This is a genomic window from Vibrio sp. SBT000027, assembly GCF_963894355.1.
Lineage (GTDB): Bacteria > Pseudomonadota > Gammaproteobacteria > Enterobacterales > Vibrionaceae > Vibrio > Vibrio splendidus.
This window is the reverse complement of the sequence record NZ_CAWQGD010000001.1, coordinates 1,502,956-1,521,458: the sequence shown is the minus strand read 5'-3', so window position 1 is coordinate 1,521,458 and position 18,503 is coordinate 1,502,956. Positions and strand designations below refer to the sequence as shown.

Annotated in this window: 14 protein-coding genes; 7 read left to right on the top strand and 7 right to left on the bottom strand. The window is 44.8% G+C overall.

The window, feature by feature from the left end; genetic code table 11:
* Window positions 1-4: 4 nt before the first annotated feature.
* The gene (locus AACU28_RS06410) at window positions 5-1,243 is read right to left on the bottom strand and encodes an L-lactate MFS transporter (RefSeq protein ID WP_121602604.1); all 1,239 of its coding nucleotides are present in this window, start codon (window positions 1,241-1,243) and stop codon (window positions 5-7) included.
* 594 nt (window positions 1,244-1,837) lie between these two features.
* Between AACU28_RS06410 and AACU28_RS06405 the strand changes: the two genes are divergently transcribed.
* A complete protein-coding gene (locus tag AACU28_RS06405) occupies window positions 1,838-2,218 on the top strand; it encodes a hypothetical protein (RefSeq protein ID WP_004730275.1) in 381 nt (126 codons plus the stop codon).
* Window positions 2,219-2,407: 189 nt separating this feature from the next.
* Here AACU28_RS06405 and AACU28_RS06400 read toward each other — a convergent pair whose 3' ends face one another.
* A complete protein-coding gene (locus tag AACU28_RS06400) occupies window positions 2,408-2,752 on the bottom strand; it encodes a YajD family HNH nuclease (RefSeq protein ID WP_004730279.1) in 345 nt (114 codons plus the stop codon).
* Window positions 2,753-3,027: 275 nt separating this feature from the next.
* Between AACU28_RS06400 and yghU the strand changes: the two genes are divergently transcribed.
* From yghU to AACU28_RS06385, 3 genes are all read left to right on the top strand, one after another.
* Window positions 3,028-3,885: a glutathione-dependent disulfide-bond oxidoreductase gene (gene yghU, locus AACU28_RS06395; RefSeq protein ID WP_121602603.1), complete on the top strand. Its 858-nt coding sequence runs from the start codon at window positions 3,028-3,030 to the stop codon at window positions 3,883-3,885.
* A gap of 276 nt (window positions 3,886-4,161) precedes the next feature.
* Entirely contained in the window at window positions 4,162-8,649 is a 4,488-nt protein-coding gene (locus AACU28_RS06390) for an SslE/AcfD family lipoprotein zinc metalloprotease (RefSeq protein WP_121602602.1), read from the top strand.
* Between the two features lie 205 nt (window positions 8,650-8,854).
* Window positions 8,855-9,178: a DOPA 4,5-dioxygenase family protein gene (locus tag AACU28_RS06385; protein ID WP_121602601.1), complete on the top strand. Its 324-nt coding sequence runs from the start codon at window positions 8,855-8,857 to the stop codon at window positions 9,176-9,178.
* A gap of 110 nt (window positions 9,179-9,288) precedes the next feature.
* Here AACU28_RS06385 and AACU28_RS06380 read toward each other — a convergent pair whose 3' ends face one another.
* The 5 genes from AACU28_RS06380 to AACU28_RS06360 form a co-directional block, all read right to left on the bottom strand.
* Window positions 9,289-9,441: a hypothetical protein gene (locus tag AACU28_RS06380; RefSeq protein WP_009844874.1), complete on the bottom strand. Its 153-nt coding sequence runs from the start codon at window positions 9,439-9,441 to the stop codon at window positions 9,289-9,291.
* Between the two features lie 87 nt (window positions 9,442-9,528).
* Entirely contained in the window at window positions 9,529-10,821 is a 1,293-nt protein-coding gene (locus AACU28_RS06375) for a sensor histidine kinase (protein WP_121602600.1), read from the bottom strand.
* Entirely contained in the window at window positions 10,818-11,492 is a 675-nt protein-coding gene (locus AACU28_RS06370; RefSeq protein ID WP_017092787.1) for a response regulator transcription factor, read from the bottom strand. Before AACU28_RS06370 ends, AACU28_RS06375 begins: the two co-directional genes overlap by 4 nt.
* 8 nt (window positions 11,493-11,500) lie before the next feature.
* The gene (locus tag AACU28_RS06365) at window positions 11,501-12,412 is read right to left on the bottom strand and encodes a sterol desaturase family protein (protein WP_076646056.1); all 912 of its coding nucleotides are present in this window, start codon (window positions 12,410-12,412) and stop codon (window positions 11,501-11,503) included.
* Between the two features lie 11 nt (window positions 12,413-12,423).
* Window positions 12,424-13,062 carry a hypothetical protein gene (locus AACU28_RS06360; protein ID WP_121602599.1) on the bottom strand — a complete coding sequence of 213 codons (639 nt, stop codon included), beginning with the start codon at window positions 13,060-13,062 and terminating at the stop codon, window positions 12,424-12,426.
* A 194-nt stretch (window positions 13,063-13,256) separates the two neighbouring features.
* Here AACU28_RS06360 and AACU28_RS06355 point away from each other — a divergent pair, with 194 nt between their 5' ends.
* Genes AACU28_RS06355 through AACU28_RS06345 form a run of 3 tightly spaced genes read left to right on the top strand, consistent with a single transcriptional unit; the run spans window position 13,257 to window position 18,488 of the window.
* Window positions 13,257-14,144 carry an ABC transporter six-transmembrane domain-containing protein gene (locus AACU28_RS06355; protein ID WP_121602598.1) on the top strand — a complete coding sequence of 296 codons (888 nt, stop codon included), beginning with the start codon at window positions 13,257-13,259 and terminating at the stop codon, window positions 14,142-14,144.
* On the top strand, window positions 14,134-15,312 hold the full coding sequence (locus AACU28_RS06350; RefSeq protein ID WP_121602597.1) for an efflux RND transporter periplasmic adaptor subunit: 1,179 nt from the start codon (window positions 14,134-14,136) through the stop codon (window positions 15,310-15,312). The genes AACU28_RS06355 and AACU28_RS06350 overlap by 11 nt, the downstream gene beginning before the upstream one ends.
* Window positions 15,309-18,488: an efflux RND transporter permease subunit gene (locus AACU28_RS06345; protein WP_121602596.1), complete on the top strand. Its 3,180-nt coding sequence runs from the start codon at window positions 15,309-15,311 to the stop codon at window positions 18,486-18,488. Before AACU28_RS06350 ends, AACU28_RS06345 begins: the two co-directional genes overlap by 4 nt.
* The last annotated feature ends 15 nt before the right edge of the window (window positions 18,489-18,503 follow it).

Sequence of the window (18,503 nt, the reverse complement as noted above, 5' to 3'; positions counted from 1 at the left end):
ATGATTAAGCTTGAGATGCTTTTAGTTCAGAAACTTTAGCTTCAGAGATTGGCTTGGTGACGATTGCAAGAACAATACACATTGCCATCATAGCTGCAGAGATTGTGTAAGCTAGGCCGTAACCTTCGCCGTTTGTCATTGAGTAACCAACAACCGCTGCACCGATAGCGCCGCCGATACCCCATGCCGTGTAAAGCACGCCGTAGTTAGTACCGTAGTTTTTCAGGCCGTAGAACTCAGCAGTCAATGTTGGGAATACTGCTAGAAGCGTACCGTAACCAACAGCTGCGATAGCCGTACCAATGATTAGCGTGAATTCAGAGTTGAACGTAGCGAATAGAGCCATGTTCGCGCCTTGAAGGATGAACGCTAGAAGTAGAGTACGTACGCCACCGATTTTATCTGCAAGCATACCCGCAGCAACACGGCCGCCTGAGTTGAACACAGCAAGGATAGACGCTAGGTAAACTGCGTTTGGTAGGTTCGCTTGAACGCTAGCAATCGTAGTGATGTTACCGATGATCATAAGACCAACAGAAGCAGCAAATGCGTACATGATCCATAGAGAGTAGAACTGAGGAGTCTTCAGCATTACTTTCCACGTTAGGTCTTCAGTCTTCTTAACTGCTTTGGGTGCTTGGCCTGCTTTTACTTTAGGCTCAGCTGGCGTGTAATCCGCTGGTGGGTTGTTGATTGTTGCTGCTAGAGGTACTGCAATCGCAAGTACGCCGGCACCAAGAATCATAAAGCTTGTTTGGATACCCATGCTGTCGATTAGCGCAGAAGTGAGTGGTGCTAGGTAAATAGCAGCAAGACCAAAACCTGCAGCGATTAGACCGTTAACCATACCTTTCTTAGAAGAATGGAACCATTTCATTGCTGATGGCGAAAGACATGCGTAACCAAAGCCGATACCAGCACCTGTCATCACACCAAACGTTAGATTTAACATCATCGGAGTCGTAGCGAAACCAGAAGCAATCATACCGAGGCCAGTAAGCGCTGTACCTAAGATAAGGATCTTACGTGGACCCATACGGTCTTGTAGGATGCCTGCAACAAGAAGACAAACAGAGAATGTGATAGTTGCAATAGCGTAAGGTGCAGATGCTTCAGCAGCACTCCAACCAGCTTCGGTGACTAGCGCCTTGTTAAATACACTCCAAGCATACAGGATGCCAAGACAAAGGTTGATACAGAAGCCTGCTAGCAGGATACGTGATGCTTTATCAATCTTGCTCATTTTTATTCTCAGTTTTGTCGTTGGTTAGTGGTGAGCCACTTAACTAAAGACGGGTTATTGTGATTGTTTCTTCAAAATTAGTTTGCGTTTATCAACAGACAGCGCAAAAGAGCGCGGATTATAACCAATAAAAATGTGATTGGAATCTCTTTTTCCATTTTTGGTAAATAAACTCAAATTTGTTAATAAGTTGTTTTTTATTGGTTTTGCAATTGTATTTAATACCTTTCTGTTTTGTTCTTTTTAACGTGGCGCGCCTATTTTTTAAGGTGTTCTTCGATAAGTATTTCTGAATTGCCACGTATTCCGTGCGGATATCACAGAGTTACGAATTATTTTAATTATTTTCTAAGGTTAATTTTGTGTAACAAAATAAATCGAAGTGGAGCTTTGTCCATATGAGACAAGGAGTAACGGAGTTTTATTAAAAACAAAATGTTAACCAGTTGTTACGGGTGGTTTTTGGCGGTACCTTTGCTTACATTTTGTTCGATTGGAGGGGTTGTGTTGTTGAAAAAAAGTGGGAAAATAGTACGCAAACTGAGATTCCAAATTTGAAAGGATGCGTTTCCAACTTATGGCGAGGCGAGTATTATGAAACTGTTTTTAATTCTATTGATGTCAATTTCTGGTGGTGTAGCGGCAGCTGACCATATCCACTCTTTCTTGTTTGGCTTCTATATTGCTGCATTGGCAGTGGGTAGTTGCTATTGGTTAGCTTTCCGTAGCACGCGTTTCCCACAGTTAGCTCTAATGTTATTGATGTGTGGCTTTTTCGCGAAAATTGCAGTGACAGTTGTCGGTGTTTCTTGGGGTATCTCGAACGATATCATTCAATCGCCGTTCATTTTCTCATTGTCATACCTGTTCTTCTTAGTGGTTGTGTCTTACGTTTGGTTTGCATACCGCGATAAGTTGACGCTAAAAAAGCGCGCTAAGCAGGTAGAAGACTCTCGCAAGCAAGCAGCAGCTTAATTGCAGAACTAATACAGAATTCTAAAAAGAGCTTTCTTCGGAAGGCTCTTTTTGATCTGGCCTTAACTTGAGTGAACTCTAGCTATAAGGCAGATAAAAGAAACCCCAGTATGGTGACATACTGGGGTTTCTTGTTATTTATCTAGTATCTAGCCGCTATCATCTAGCAAATACAGGTCTTAACGCGTGTTACTTCTTCATCAACTTCGCTAGATCGGCAAAGGGATTGTGCGTTGCTGATTGATGGTCGTCTAAACGGGCTTTTGCATCAACACCGTAACGGTCATGATCCGTGTATTTTGAGTGCTCATGATCGTGACAGTACAAGCACAGTAGTTCCCAGTTGCTGCCATCTTCAGGGTTGTTTGTATGGTCGTGATCCACGTGGTGAACGGTAAGCTCTCTCAAGTTTGAGTAAACAAATTCACGTGCACATTTACCACAAACCCAAGGGTACAGTTTCAGTGCTTTTTCGCGGTAGCCTTTCTCTTGGCGAGCGTACGCTGCACTCGAGCCTGTGTAATCTGAAGACATTGCCAAATCCTTATCAATTGTAATCTTCCGATTTTATCACAGCTTTCTGGAAGCTGTAGGAATGTCGTGACTAAATCACGTGTCGTACTAACCGATATGGGGCTTAGATTTGATTGGGCACTTATCTTTTACGTGTACTATCTCATAAAGCAGGTTATGTCTTTCTGGAATAAGCCATGCTTAACAGTTTGAAAAGAAATTGTATTTAGGGGTTTTAACCAAGGGTGGGTGACCTAATATCAGTTAAAGCTACCCTATATTAATAAGGAAATATCATGTCAGAACAATACACACCGCCAAAAGTTTGGGTTAACGATGCTGATGGTGGTAACAAGTGGGCAAATATCAATAGTCCTGAATCTGGCGCTCGCTTTGATAAAGAGCTTCCTGTTGGTGATCATGCTTTTCAATTGTATTCCCTTGGCACACCTAACGGTCAAAAAGTCACTATCTTGCTAGAAGAGTTGTTAGCGGCGGGTGTTAAAGAAGCTGAATATGATGCGTACTTGATCAACATCGGTGAGGCTGAACAGTTCTCTTCTGGCTTTGTTGGTGTAAACCCGAATTCGAAAATACCAGCACTTGTTGATAAATCTGGTGACGAAGATGTGAATGTCTTTGAATCGGCATCCATCTTGATGCACTTGGCCGAAAAGTTTGGTCACTTTTTACCGAAAGAGGGCGCTGCTCGCACTCAAACATTAAATTGGTTGTTCTGGGCGCAAGGCTCTGCACCATTCCTAGGTGGTGGCTTTGGTCACTTCTACGCTTACGCCGATGAAAAGCAAGAATACCCAATTAACCGTTTTGCGATGGAAGTGAAGCGTCAACTAGATGTATTAGACAAACAGTTAGCGAATAACACGTATGTGGCAGGCGAAGAGCTTAGTGTCGCAGATATCGCGATTTGGCCTTGGTATGGCAACCTTGTACTAGGTAAAACATATGATGCCGCTGAATTCCTTCAAGTTGAGTCTTACGCCAACGTAGTACGCTGGGCGAAGCAACTAGAAGCGCGCGAAGGATTCCAACGCGGTCGAGTGGTTAACCGTTCATTTGGCGAAGAGTGGGAGCAAGTACCAGAGCGCCATTCTGCAGAAGACATTGACCGAGTTTTAAAGCTTAAGCCTTAGTTTTTTTTGAACGTGTTTTTGGGTAGGTATACCCTATCGGTCTTAATGTTAATGGCTAATTGAAACGCCATATCTCAATCGAGATATGGCGTTTTTCCGTTTTAAGGTAGGGAGAGGTTTTGCAATTGGAATGAGAGTCTCAATTATCATTTTGTTTATCCTATTCAATTGCTTATGAGAAATTCTCTTTGTGGTTAAGACAAAAAACAATAGTCATCGAGATGGAGTAAATCTATAAGATAACGGTCCACTTAAAATTACGACTAACTTCGCTCAATGAAAAAAAACTTAATTGCGTTGGCTATCATATCCGCGGCTCTTTCCGGGTGTAATCACGACTCACTAAGCTATAGTGATGGTCCTGATACGGTTCCTCCAACAGACATTATTCCACCAACGGATATTCTTCCGCCGACAGACATTATTCCACCAACGGATATTCTTCCGCCGACAGACATTATTCCACCAACAGATATTATCCCCCCAATAACTTACATCGGTTCACTGTTGTCGAGCGGGGCGTTTGTGTCTGGAGATGTGTACTGTGACGGCATTCATCTTGAAAACGGAACGTTCAGTGTTAAACAAGGCGTGAGTTTTAGTTGTACCTTGGGTCACCTTACTTTAGGTGATTTCACTGCTCCTTTCCCTGAAGTTACAGAAAGCACGATTTCAAATGACACGCTTCATGCGGCATTTGAGTTGACAGAATTACATGGAGACAACGTTACTAAGGTACTCGAATCAATTGATGTTTGTGAGACAGAAAGTGCTATCTGTTTAAAAGAGCTGGATGCTTTTGATATTGAGGATGTGTTCTCGCAACTTGATGATCAAGATGCTGTCGATGCGTACTTTTCATCGAAAGAAGAAGAGTCTACAGATGAAGTAGGTAAGGCTCCTAGTTCACACGTAGACACAACAGTTGTTCCTGCGGTTGACCCTAATGCGGACAATAACCTTAACGCTGGTTTTGTTTCTGCAGACGCAGAGTCTACTTATGCTTATAAGCCAAGTGTCGAAGGTAAGGTGTTAACTCGCAGTAAGCTTACAGACGCTAATGGTACAGCGATTTCTGGGATCAGTTTCTTTTCGGCTAACGCGACGGGAGTGACGGATGAAGAGGGAATCTTTGAGTACCTGTGGGGCGACAGAATCGTTTTTGGTATTGATACGTTTGAGTTTGGCTCCATTACGGGTAATCAGATTACTTATAAATTGTCTGACGTGACCAATAATTTGGTTGAGAAAGCGAATATCCAGTCGTTACTAGAGCGCTACGCGGTTGATCATGTAAGTCATTATGAGATGTCTGAAGAAGTTCAAGATACCTTTTCAAAGTACCCTAACGTTATAAATGAACTGATAAACCTAAACTTGCCAAATGGGGGGCTTATAGAGGGTACAGACTTCGAACTTCCTAATGAGTTTGTTGGACAGTTTAGCCAAGGGTTAACGGCAGTAATCGATGAACAGCTGCGCCAAACGCCTCAGTTTATGGATTATGTTCGCCAACCTGCCGTTTTATCTATGGATTCTGGTCAGTATGTTACGGAGTCTCTGCAGCAAATCTTCCACAACGTCACCACATTCCATGTTTTCAATGACAATGGTAGTTTTTACGGTGCGACGGGGTATACCCGTGGTATGCGAGCTCTTAACATATCGAACAGAGCATTCCCTGTGATGGTGCCAAGAACTGATAAAAACCATAAGCTTTATTTTGGTGAGAAACAGGCTTGGACTCGTGAAGGCAAGCCTTACATCGCACAACACCCAAGTATCTCAATGCCTCCGGTTCCTTTAGTCTCTGGCGACAACGCGACTTATGGTTTTCCATTCGTTACAGCAGGCGAGATAGGCAAAGGTAAGGTTGTGTTTATGGGCAATGGTTTATATCCAAGTATTCTGTCATGCCCGGAAAACTATTGGGCCAATCGCACATTACATATCGATAGCAACAAACAACAGTGCACTGTTTCGACGTTCGAAAACCTACTGCATGATGACCAAGGCAGCATGAGGTTGTTTTTCTCGAACTTGTTTGAGTGGTTCAATAATGGTTTGCCTATTGCTGGGATGAATGCAGTCACCAATATTGACCAAGCTTATTCGGCTTATCATCACTCCACAATGGGTAAGCAGTACACGTTTTTTGTTAGTCCTCAGTATGGTTTTGCATCAGTAGAAAAGCGTGGTTCAGGTGACTTTGATGGCTTGGATGCGAGTACTACGCCGATTTTGATCCTTCAAGCATATCCACCTAAGTTGGTTCAAGATGGCATGACTAACCAGTTTGTTTCTGACTTGGATAACCCGAACTTAAGCCAAGACGATATTACGGCTCTTATTAACTATGTTAATGACGGTGGCAATATCTTATTTATGGATGCGATTCAAACGATTAACCCTGAACCTATTGGACGCTTAGCGGATGCCGCTGGTGTTTCATTAGGTGGTGAGAACGTTACGCCAACGAATCAAGCTTTCTGTGGGAGTTCTTATTACTGCCAAGCACCGTATCCAAATCTTCACGTGAAGAGCCAAAAGGAAATGGTGGTTCTTGAGCGCTTTCAAGATAACCAAGGAGAGCCTCCATTCACGGTAAATCAAGATGGTACGGTTGAGTGGATCAAAGATGAATCCAAAATCAAGTTTGAAATCCCGACTTATGAAGTTACCAAGCTAGACGCTGAAGGTAACCCAGTGCTTGATGAGTCTGGCGTACCAGTCATTGAGACCAAATCCGCACGTATCTTTGTTGAATCGGCAGAAGAGCGTGAAGCGGCGATCAAAGAACTGCAGTCGGCATTCGTTGGCACTGAGCTTTGCAAGAACGAGTATGAATACGAATTTAACTGTATAGAGACTCGTTCTGGAGACGGCATCACTGTTCGTGGCGCTTATCATCGTGCAGACTTTGAACGCTATGAAGTGAGTAAAACCGTTGTCGACAGTATGGTGAAAGCAGCGAACTTGGGAACCAACTTTACGGCGCTTTATGAGCATGAAATCTACTATCGCACGAAGGGCACTCAAGGCAAGCGTCTGTCTAACAGCGAATTGAATCAAGCGTTTGATAACCTGTCTGTTTGGATGTGGAATGACAATGCATACCGATTTGAAACAGACATACAAGATGAGTTGGGGTTCAAGCAAGCTGTTCAGCTCCTTAACTGTTATACCGAAGACTTACATCAAACAGATACAGTAGAAGCACAGTGTCCTGTTGACCTAAAAGCGTCGTTAGTTGCTAATGGGATGATATATGGCGAAGGTGAGTTGTCGGGACAGTTGAATCCGAGCTATCCATTAAATTACATGGAGAAACCTCTGACTCGCATTATGTTGGGGCGCTCATTCTGGGATCATGAAATTGTTGTTGATACCACAATGTATCCGGGTCGAACTTCAGGTGCATCTTCGTCAAGTTCGGTTCTTATCCAAACAGATGGCAAGGGTGTCACATATTCGGCTGGGAACAATCAATCGACAGGTTTATGGGCTCCTCAGCTACAAGATGTGACGATTAGTCATGGTGTCGCTGCAACGATCACTGTGATGATGGCGGATGACCTTACAGGCAAGCCGAATCATGAAACCAGTTTGAAGCGCCCTCCGCGTATGCAAACTAACTTTGCTTACGACGGTTCGAACTTAACCTTCAAGGTGCCATATGGCGGCCTTATCTACATTCAACCGAAAGTAAAAGAGGTTGGTCAAGTCTCATTCACCATTGATGGCGCCTTAAAAGCTGCTTGGTGGAAAGAGGGAGAGTGGATTAACCCAGTTCAATCGGCAGATGCGCCTATTGCGGAAGTCGACACGGGTTCATTTATCTATACCACGCCCGTTAGGAACATCGAATCCGCTGATTTAGGACAGTTTGCTTCGGACATGAATCGATTCGCTGACGCTGCTAGTGACTTCTACGGGCGTGATGAGATTCAAAACGATGGTTTACACCGTAGGTTCACTTATCCAGAACTGGCGGCGTTCCGCCATCGTTTTGTGAATGACGTGCAAATTTCGATTGGTGCTGCTCACTCTGGCTACCCAGTGATGAATTCCAGTTTTAATGCAAGCCGCACATACATCCCAACTAACCCTGTGAATGATTGGCTATTGTGGCATGAAGTTGGTCATAACTTGGCATCTGCACCTTTCTCAGCAGAGGGCAGTACTGAGGTGACGAACAACCTGCTTGCACTTTATATGCAGGAGTTAGAGGGTCGCAATGCAAACCCTGAAATGGATCGTATTAAATCGGATATTAAGAAAGCGCCTAAATGGTTGGAGCTTAATAATGAACATGCGTGGTCACATGGTGATGCAGGTTTACGATTAGTTATGTTTGGTCAGCTAAAAATCTGGGCAAAATCGAACTTTGCAATTGATGATTGGTATACACGCGGCGCAAGCCAATCTGATGTGTATGGTGAAGATGAAGGCTGGAACATGTTCAAACTTATGCACCGTAAAGCTCGAGGTGATACAGAGGGTGATGCGGTTGAAAACTATTGTAGTGCCAAAGATACTGGGTTAACCGGTGGCGACTTAATGATGGTATGTAGCTCCTACGTTTCGAACTATGACTTAAGTGATTTCTTTGTTGCTTGGAACGTGGGCGAAACCTCGATGACTAATGCTGATGGCTCGAAGTCTTATAGTGGCGGAATTAGCTCTAAAGGTCTTAGTGCGGTTGAACAGTTAAAACTAGAGAAACCAAAGAACAGCCCTTTGAATGTTGATTCAATTTACTAACGCTAATTCTTGCTAAGGCATTTTACAGCTAAAATATAGGCGCCACACTTAAATTACGTGTGGCGTTTTTGTTGCAATGTTCTAGAAAATTTCAGCTAGATCAGCCTTCTACATGATGTTTAGTACTTCGGCTGCCATTGGTTGGCTGTCCTTGCTAGAGAAAGCAGGTTAAACTGTTCGCATCATAATTCTAAAGGATGGTGCCATGTACCACGGTCATATCTATTTCCCTCTGCGCTTTGCAGAGCAGGCAGAAACACTGCGTCAGAAAATTCTATCGGAACGCAAAGATGTGCTAGAGACTTTCCCATTAATACAGCGTTTGGTTGGCCCACATAAGATGCCGATGTTTGAGATTCACTTTGCGAATAAAGAGTCGGGCATTGTTGAGTGGTTGGATCAAGAGCGCGGTGATATGTCGGTGTTGATTCACCCGGTAACGGGCGGTGAAGAAACTTTGGATCACACAGTACGCGCGACATGGCTTGGTCGTGAGCTAGGTGTATTCGAAGAAACGCTAAGTAGCTAATTTAATTCGCGCCCGACAGTACGTGCCTAATCAACGTACTTAGTAAATATCGCTGCTGTCGGGTGTGCCAATACTCACTTATGTTTTGAACTATGCTCTTCCTTAAATAACTAGCTTCTCCAGCTGTTGCCCAGTAACAGCGATACCGCTACCGACACGCCTAATGCGATTAATATATTAGGTAAGTACAGTCCCCAAATCGCGACACAAACCGCCACGGTTACTACAGCCCACAACAATGTTTCTAAAATCCAAGTGCCCATAAAATAACTCCTAACTAGATTGTGCGACTAGCATAACCAAGCAAGGGTAAACTTTTGGTCACCATCCAATAACCATTTAGATAATCGCTATAGCATGACTTTGACGATGAACTCATTGTTGTAAATTTGATGAGTAAACTGCCAACCTTGGTTCTGACAAACGCGATCAATGAGCTCTAGGCCGATACCAAAAGAGGTTTGTTGTTCAGAGTCGTTTGCTAGGTTTTCATCTTCCAAACGATTGGTTACCTCAAACTGATGTTCTGTCAGTGCGATTCTGATATCTCCGCTACCACCATGTTGAAATGCATTTCGGACCAAGTTAGTGAGCACAACCTCAGTTAACTCACGGGGAAGGGAGTGTTCGCCTTGGTCGACCTTGGTGTGGATCTCTACTTCTTTGTTTTTGAGAAGGTAACGTTGGCTTTCGATGATGTTGTTGAGCAGGGGAGTCAGCTTGATTTGCTCATAGTTGGTTTCCATTTCACTATTACGACTCATCCACAACAGAGTCGTTATCAAGGCTTTCATGTTGGTGGCCGAACGTTGGATTCGTGCGACCGCTCGTTGGCCGCTGTTAGGGATAGTTTCAGATAACCGAACCAGCATATCGCCACTGGCTGAAATAGTGGCAATCGGTGTTCTTAGTTCGTGACTCGCAGCTCTTAAGAAAAAGCTCTCACGCTCATTGGCCTGACGCTCACCTTGTACGCTCTTAACTAGTTGCGAAGCTAACTGATCGATCTCTTTATAGCGAAATTGAGTCAGCCTTTCAGTCTTGTCCACGTCCATAGATTCAGACCATTTTGATAGCGTAATAATCGGTTTGGTGACTCGATGTATCAGTAGGCGAATGATCAAAAATACCAAGAGTAAAAGGGCACCTATGGCGATAAAAGCATTGTTTATTTGGTTAACGGAATCAGGAGGGTTCAGCTCGAATAGATTCAAGTAAATCGCTTCATCATATTCAGAAATGATGTATAGCGCTTCGTCGCTACCTGATATCGAATGCTTGGCTGCGTAGAGGTACTGACCTGACTCGCTGTTCGACGAAAGCTCGTAGTGTTCATAAATTGCATCGTTATCAAATGCTTTCCAATCAAAAGCTTGTTGGAACTTAGTGGGGAGATCTGAATAACTTAGAAAGGCTTGGAATGTCGGGTTTTGGTAGTCTGGCAGTTGCCCTGTTTCGATGTATTGCTGCTCTGCCACTTCCAACTCATACAAGAATCCATATTTTGCCGATTCATTAAGGCCAATGTGATAGCTCTGTGAAACCATCAAGCTGTAGATGGCTGTGAGTAATACGACGATGCCAAATAAGTAGAGGTAGATATCACGCTTGATACTGACTCGATTCATGTCCGCGTGTTTCATGATGGCTCCTCATGCAAGACAACACCAATACCATGAACCGTGTGAATTAGCTTTGAGTCAAAGGGCGCATCAACCACTTGTCGAAGTTTAAACAAGTGCGCCTTCATACTATCCGAACTTGGCATTTCATCTTCCCATGCTTCTTCAAGCTTGGCTTTACTCACCACGTTAGGGCTGTTTCGCACTAACATCACGAGCATTCGCCAACATACAGGGGAGAGTTTCAATAGCTTGCTGTCTCTAACAGCTTGGTGCTTGTCCAAGTCCAGTTTGAGGTCTGCCACAGACAATGACGTCACGGAGCCTTGAGCGCGGCGCACTAGTGCCATCAACCGTACTTTGAGTTCTTCCATCGCAAACGGCTTCACTAGATAGTCATCCGAACCCACCTCGAACCCCGCGATCTTGTCTTCTAACGTGTCTCTTGCCGTTAGCATGAGAATCGGAGTGGTCACGCCTTGCTTCCTAAGAGATTGGCAGACATCAAGCCCATCCATTTTAGGCATGTTGATGTCCGTTAAGATGATGTCATAACGCCCCTCTAAAGCGAGATTTAGACCCGCGCTGCCATTGTAAGCAAAATCGAATTCGAACCCATCGAGTTCCATATAGTCTGCAATGGCTTCTGCCAAGTCGCTGTCGTCTTCAATCAACAGGGCGTTAATACTCATAAGTGTCCTTACTTTGTTTCTCGTTCTCTTTTCCAAGCCCAGATAGGCGGTTGAATAAGAAGTTGTAGTCGGTAGTTCCAATTTGGCGCGTGCCATAATTGTTGGCACAGTTTAACGTAGCCGTGGAAATATACCTTAAATGGGTTCACAGAGTTGATTCTAGGGAAAACTCCGTATCTGACTTCTTCCTCCTCTTTGGCGAAAGTACCGAACATCTTGTCCCAAATAATGAAGATGCCAGCATAGTTCTTATCAAGATACTGCTTGTTGGTTGCGTGATGCACTCGGTGGTGTGAAGGCGTATTAAATACCGCTTCAACAGGGCGAGGTAGTCGTTTAACGGTTTCAGTGTGGAGCAGTGTTTGAAACAGTTGAACAAAGGTTTCACACATCAGAACCACAAAAGGATTGAAACCGAGCAGAATCAACGGCAAGTGAAAGAAGAATGGGAAGAACCAATCTAAAGGCCCAAACCTGTAAGCAACCGAGATATTAAAGTAAGGGGAGCTATGGTGAACAGAGTGCGTTCCCCATGCTAAACCGTTGCTGTGTAAGAATCGGTGCTCCCAGTAATACGCGAGATCGGCCAAGATCAAACAACCTAGAATAGTCCAACCGGATATTGGTAGCTGAGTTAGGCTGAAATTTTCGTAGGCGTAAACAAAAGCACCGACATAAGCTAACCCGACAAAGAAAAGGGTAACCAACAAGAAGAACAAAGTGACTAAGTTAGTCGCGCTGTCTCCCAACATATTCCAGCTGAGCTTTTTCTTAAAGGCATAGCGGATAAGCTCAAAGATAAATAGAGCCAGAGCAAGCAGTAGAAAGTTGTCATCTACCCAAGTCTCGGTAAGGATGATGCTTGTTTCTGTGAATGTTTGAGAGAGAAAGCTCCCAATGCTATCCAAAGTAAAATCCATAACTAAATCCTTTACTGGTTGTTCTTATAATAGACGTATAATTCGCTAGAATCTGGCAACCCATGCTGATTCAGTTGGTGGTGTTCTATGACCATATCCACTTCTTTTAAAATCGCGATACCTTCCCAAGCTTGTGCGAGTTCCTGTTCAGTATGTTCGCCTTTACCTAGTAGAAGCGTGCCTTTGGCTTTGCTTGGAAGTTTAATCAAGGGTTTGTTTTTATTTGATTTTGATTGCTGAGTCGGGAAGCCAATCATGATTGTTGCTTCGCTGAAATCAGAGCTGATCTCTTGATAGATCACGATGACTTGTTGTTGTGCGATCTCTTCGGCATCGGATTCGAGGTTCTGGTAGAAGTCCACCCATAACTCAGGAACATCCTCTAATGGAATCGTCTTGCTCAAACCTTGCAGGTAAGTCGTGTTTGCAGTGACTTGTGGTTTTTTAGCTACGGGCTTAGTTGCTTCTGACTGAGCGATTGCTGATTGAGTTATTGCCGTCTCTGCTGTTGATACCTTTTTAATTGGCTGTGCTGTCGAATTAATTGGCTGCTCCGTCGATGCATCCGCAATCGCAGGTTGAATATGTAATACCCCCCAGACAAGACCAGTAATACCGACTGTCGTGAGTAATGAAGCGAATAATTTCATGCTCTTTCCTTGTTGTTCATTTTTCTTATCAAGGACAGTAAAGGAGGCGAGGTAAACAAAAGGTAACCGAGCGGGCTTTTTAGTGGTCAACAGCGAATCCGTCGATTGCCTAAATTGTTAATACAGCAATCTGGGACACTTTTTTCCATGTCGGATTGGTAATACTGGCGCCATATTCATTTATGGGCTCAATAATGCTATTCAAATATCCCATCTCTCTGCTGACGATTATTCGGCTTAATCCATTAAAGGTCGCTGCGACTTGGTTAATGGTATTGGCTGAAAACGTGATGCTTATTCTGCTGCCGCTGTTTATTGGTTACGCCATCGACGGAGTATTAAACCAAAGCTTTCAGCCTTTGATGATGTTGGCAATGATTCTTTTTGTACTGGTGATCATCAGTGTCGTTCGTCGTTTTTACGATACCCGTGTGTATGGTGCTATTCGCGTCAAACTGGCAAACCTTGTTGAGCGTAACCTACGCGGTTTACCTATTTCGACCAAAGACGCTCGGCTAACCATGTCTCGTGAGCTGGTTGATTTTCTAGAAGATGATTTGCCTACTTTGATGACCGCGATAGTTCAGCTTGTCGCGACGGTGGTTATCCTCTCAACGTTTCACTTCTCGTTGGCGCTTTGCATGTTGTTTGCAGGGTTGTCGATGCTGGTTATTTACGGCGTATTCCACCGAACATTTACACGACTCAATGGCCAATTTAACGACCAAGTTGAACAGCAAGTGAAGTTGCTGAGTGGTGTTCGCTTATCTGCACTTCGTTGGCACTTTGAGCGCCTAAAACAGTGTGAAATCAAACTGTCTGATACCGAAGCTGTTGTCTATGGCCTGATTTTTATCGTGTTGTTTGGCGCGGTCATCGGCAATTTATGGATGGTGGGTCAGCTTACAGAGCCGACCGCAGGGCAGGTCTTTTCTATCGTTAGCTATTCACTGGAGTTTGTTGAAACCGCAGTGATGTTACCAATCACATTACAAACCCTTTCTCGTCTCACTGAAATCAGTCAGCGCCTTAATCACACCGCCACTCAACAGGTTACCAAGGAGATACCTCATGAAATTTAAAAAGCCACTTTCTGTATTAGTCGGCTGCGCAGCCATCTTTATCGCGTTGGTTGTCGTTGATGAATTGGAACCTGAAGTTACCCAGCCAGTTAAGAAAGAAGCCGTCCTTGCCCCAGTTTCAGTGTTAGAAGTGACACCATCACAGCATCAATCGACGTTAACGGTATTAGGTGTAACTGCTGCGCGTTGGCCTGTGCAGTTGAAAGCATCCAGTAGCGCACAGTTGAAATGGCTAGATGAAAGCATTGAACCGGGGAATTTGGTAAACAAAGGCGATGTGTTAGCAAGGTTAGATACTAGCGCAGTTGATGCGAACTTGGCTCAGGCGTTGAGCTCATTGAAACAAGCAGAATTGGAATTGAAGCAGGCTAAGCACGAACAAACGGTCGCGTTAAAAATGCTGAACCCGAAAACGAGTTCGTCTTTTGCTCGCAGAGAGCCTCAATTACTTGCAGCGAAAGCCAACCTGAAACAAGCAAAACAGGCTTACCTAAGCGCACAGAAGTTGTTGGAAGAATCAGTGATTACTGCCCCCTTTGATGCAGTGATCATGAAGCGCCATATCAGCCCGAGAGAGTGGATAGAGGCGGGGCAAGTGACCTTTGGATTGGCTGCCAGTGATTCGATTGATATCGAGTTGCCGATTTCTGAAATGCATTGGCAACAAGTCCAAGCTGCTCTGACTGAGCCGAGTATCACAGTAGTGAGCCGTTCTGGGAATCAGTGGCCTGCCAAAGTGCGGTATGTGTCGCCGCAAGTTGATTCGGTCACCCGCCAAAGACAAGTCGTGCTTTCGGTTGAGGCACCTTATCAAAGTAAGCCAAGATTGTTTCCAAATCAGCAGGTTCAGGCTGTGGTTAATTTAGGGCTAAAGGATAACGTAGTCAGCGTGCCTTTGAGCGCGATGACCCGAGACGGATATGTGTGGACGTTAGACACCAATGATCGCCTACGTAAAGAGTCGGTATCCTTGATTGGGCAAGGTAATCAGGTGCTTGATATTCGGTTTAATCAGCAAAGTGAACAGGTTCGCAGAGTGGTGCAATATCCGCTTTCATCGATGTTAATTGGGAAGCAAGTCGAGCCTAACTTTTATCAAGATGATAATTCAGAAGCCATGATCGCAAGCCAATCTGATGATGAACAGGTTGAGGAGGCGAACCAATGAGTTGGATGACCAAATGGTTTATTAACAATCCAGTCGCCGCTAATTTGTTGATGATGGCGATTGTTATTAGTGGCGTGCTGGCATTTGGGCAATTACGTGTCGAGTCGTTCCCACAAATCGCTCCCTCTTCCATCAGTATCAGCGTTACTTACCCTGGCGGTACGGCGCAACAGATCGATGAGAGTGTGACGCAGCGAATCGAAGAGTCAATCAGTGGTGTTGCAGGCATCAAACAGATCACCAGTCAGTCGAGTGCTGGGATTTCTCAGGTCATGGTCCGTAAAACCAGTAGCACAGATTTAGACAAGCTGTTGGATGACATTCGTAATCAAGTTAACGCCATCAATGGCTTTCCCGTGCAAGCGGAAAGGCCGCAAGTCGTGCGAAACGAATTTACTAATTTAGCCGCGTTTGTGGTGGTGTCGGGGCCAAGAACCGATGACGAACTGCAACCCATCGCCAAGCAACTTGAACAAGCGCTGAAGAAGAACCCTCGTATCTCGAAGGTATCAAACTGGGGAACTCGCACATCTCAATTAGTTATCGAGCCAGATCCTGACCAACTGAAAGCGTTGGGGTTGAGCTTAGAAGATCTCGCAGAGCTCGTTGAGCAGCGTTCGCTTGAGACTCGTAGCGGTGAGCTGATCAGTGACAAAGGTCGAATGGTGATTCGTGGTGACGGATACGCCGATGATCTACAGAAGTTGAACCAGCTTGTTGTGATTTCAGGAAGCAACGGAAAAATACTGCTGGGTGACATCGCCAAGTTAAGCCGAGGTTACCAATACAGTGGTTCTATCGTGCGTAACAACGGCTCTAACGCTATCGCATTATTGGTCAGTACGAGCCAAACCGACAACCTACTTAAAGTTAGCGAAGCGATAAGTGAAACGCTTGATGCCCAGCGCGCGATTTTGCCGTCGGATATTGAGCTGAATACCATGGCCGACATGGCACCTTACATTGAAGAACAGCTATTTCGTTTGAGTGAGAATGCATGGCAAGGGTTATTGATCGTTGTAGTTCTACTTGGGATCTTTCTTGAAATCAGGCTCGCCTTTTGGGTCGCGATGGGCATTCCAATTGCGCTGACTGGAACGTTGGCAGCAATGCAGTTGTTCAACTACAGCATCAACGACATCACTCTGTTTGGGTTTATCTTGGTTCTCGGTGTGCTGGTAGACGATGCGGTTGTGGTAGGGGAAGCGATACATGAAAAACGGACGGGGAACGGCGGCTATTCTTCTAATATCAATGGCTTATCAAATATAAACGGCCCCTCCAATATAAATGGAAAGACAGCCGCTTGGCAGGGCGTTAACTCAGTATCAGTGGCAACCGTGTTTGGTGTGCTCACAACCATCGCTGCGTTTTCTCCAATGCTATGGATTAATAACGAGCTAGCCAAAGTGTTTGCAGGGTTTTCAGCAGTGGTGATCTTTGCGCTGATATTCTCGCTTATTGAAAGTAAGTTTATTTTGCCGTCACACCTGGCTCAGCTTTCTGTGAAAAAGCCATCAAAGGGTTTGTTCGCCAAAGTTCAGAATGCTGCTCAAGGCGGGTTGCAGTGGTTTAATCTCAACATCTATAAGCCAGTATTGGAGTTTGCACTTGGCTACAAAATCGCGTCTCTGCTTGGGTTTGTGGCGGTTATCTCACTGGCTTATGGTATGTGGTCTAACGGTGCGATTCGAAGTGCGTTGTTTCCTGAAATTCCGGGGCGTTACATCACCGCGGTTATTGAACTGGAAGATGGCGCACCACTGCCTTTACAGCGCCAAGCCTTGTTGCAAGTAGAGCAAGCAATGACACAAGTTGAAAAAGGTTTGATGGACGATTACCCATTACAAGAAAAGCCTGTTGTTAACCTACTTGCCTGGTCTGATGGCTATGGCGAAATTGAAGTCACAGCTGAGCTCACCAACGAATCCTTAAGCTCATTGCCGGGTAATTTATTATTGAAGCGATGGAGAGAAAACACAGGCCAAATAGAAGGCGCTTATTCGGTTAAGTTCAGCGCGGCAGAGGAGCCTGCTGGTGGAACATTCTTAACGATCTCTTCCAATGATCGTGAGCTTGCTTCTCTCGTTAGCGAGGAGCTAGCGGACACTTTGGCTTCGTTGAAAGGCGTATCGGATGTTTACGACGATGGTCAGGATGGTTTACCGCAAGTTCGCTTGGTATTGAATCAATATGGTCAGCAGTTAGGGTTAACGCAAGCGAACCTGGCTCAGTTAGCAGGCGAAGCGTTTGGCGAAAGAGAAGTGCATCGCTTGTTAGAAAACGGGCAAGAGACCAAGGTGCTTCTGCAATATCCGAGAAAGGAGCGCAGAACCTTAGCTCAGCTACAACAGGCACTTATCATGTTACCTAATGGCGGAAGTGTGATGATGGGGGATATTGCTGAGTTTCGTCATGAGCAAGAACCGCAAGTGGTTTACCGCCGCGACCGAGAGCAAGTGATCAACCTGTATTGGAAGCAGAACCGCGACCTACAATCACCAGAGAAAACACGTGAGCAACTCGAAGATACGATTGAATCTCTGCACCTACAATATCCAAGCGTAACCATCAAAGCGGGCGGTGAGTTTGAAGAGACAGGGGAAGTGTCGGATGGCTTTAAATCAGCGATGATTCTGACGTTGTTGATGATCTACACCTTGTTGGCTGTGCCTTTGAAATCTTACTGGCAGCCGATGATCATCATGGCAGTGATCCCGTTTGGTTTTGCAGGTGCGATTTTTGGTCACTACTTGATGGACTTACCCATCAGCATTCTTTCGATGTTCGGCATGATGGCCATGACGGGCATCGTGATTAACGACTCGCTAGTGTTGATCACGCGCTTTAATAGTGAATATCGTCAAGGTGTGCCGTTACAGCAAGCGTTAGTTATTGCGGGTACTAGCCGCTTGAGAGCGATTTTCTTGACCACCATTACAACGGTGTGTGGATTGTTACCATTACTCAGCGAAACCGCAGAACAGGCGCAATACTTGAAACCAGCGGCAGTATCTTTGGTGTTTGGTGAGTTGTTTGCCACTGCGGTGACTCTGATTTTGATTCCCGTGCTGCTTGGTTTGTTTTGTCGCAAGCCGCCGCTAGTTGAAAATCTAATTGAAAAAGAACCGGGCGAACAAGATTCATTAGAAGAACTCACTTTGGAGCGCTCGTGATTGATTTTATAAAGG

Coding starts and splice junctions, on each gene's coding strand:
- AACU28_RS06410 (WP_121602604.1), bottom strand. CDS start 1,243: ATGAGCAAGATTGATAAAGCATCACGTATCCTGCTAGCAGGCTTCTGT.
- AACU28_RS06405 (WP_004730275.1), top strand. CDS start 1,838: ATGAAACTGTTTTTAATTCTATTGATGTCAATTTCTGGTGGTGTAGCG.
- AACU28_RS06400 (WP_004730279.1), bottom strand. CDS start 2,752: ATGTCTTCAGATTACACAGGCTCGAGTGCAGCGTACGCTCGCCAAGAG.
- yghU (WP_121602603.1), top strand. CDS start 3,028: ATGTCAGAACAATACACACCGCCAAAAGTTTGGGTTAACGATGCTGAT.
- AACU28_RS06390 (WP_121602602.1), top strand. CDS start 4,162: ATGAAAAAAAACTTAATTGCGTTGGCTATCATATCCGCGGCTCTTTCC.
- AACU28_RS06385 (WP_121602601.1), top strand. CDS start 8,855: ATGTACCACGGTCATATCTATTTCCCTCTGCGCTTTGCAGAGCAGGCA.
- AACU28_RS06380 (WP_009844874.1), bottom strand. CDS start 9,441: ATGGGCACTTGGATTTTAGAAACATTGTTGTGGGCTGTAGTAACCGTG.
- AACU28_RS06375 (WP_121602600.1), bottom strand. CDS start 10,821: ATGAAACACGCGGACATGAATCGAGTCAGTATCAAGCGTGATATCTAC.
- AACU28_RS06370 (WP_017092787.1), bottom strand. CDS start 11,492: ATGAGTATTAACGCCCTGTTGATTGAAGACGACAGCGACTTGGCAGAA.
- AACU28_RS06365 (WP_076646056.1), bottom strand. CDS start 12,412: ATGGATTTTACTTTGGATAGCATTGGGAGCTTTCTCTCTCAAACATTC.
- AACU28_RS06360 (WP_121602599.1), bottom strand. CDS start 13,062: ATGAAATTATTCGCTTCATTACTCACGACAGTCGGTATTACTGGTCTT.
- AACU28_RS06355 (WP_121602598.1), top strand. CDS start 13,257: ATGCTATTCAAATATCCCATCTCTCTGCTGACGATTATTCGGCTTAAT.
- AACU28_RS06350 (WP_121602597.1), top strand. CDS start 14,134: ATGAAATTTAAAAAGCCACTTTCTGTATTAGTCGGCTGCGCAGCCATC.
- AACU28_RS06345 (WP_121602596.1), top strand. CDS start 15,309: ATGAGTTGGATGACCAAATGGTTTATTAACAATCCAGTCGCCGCTAAT.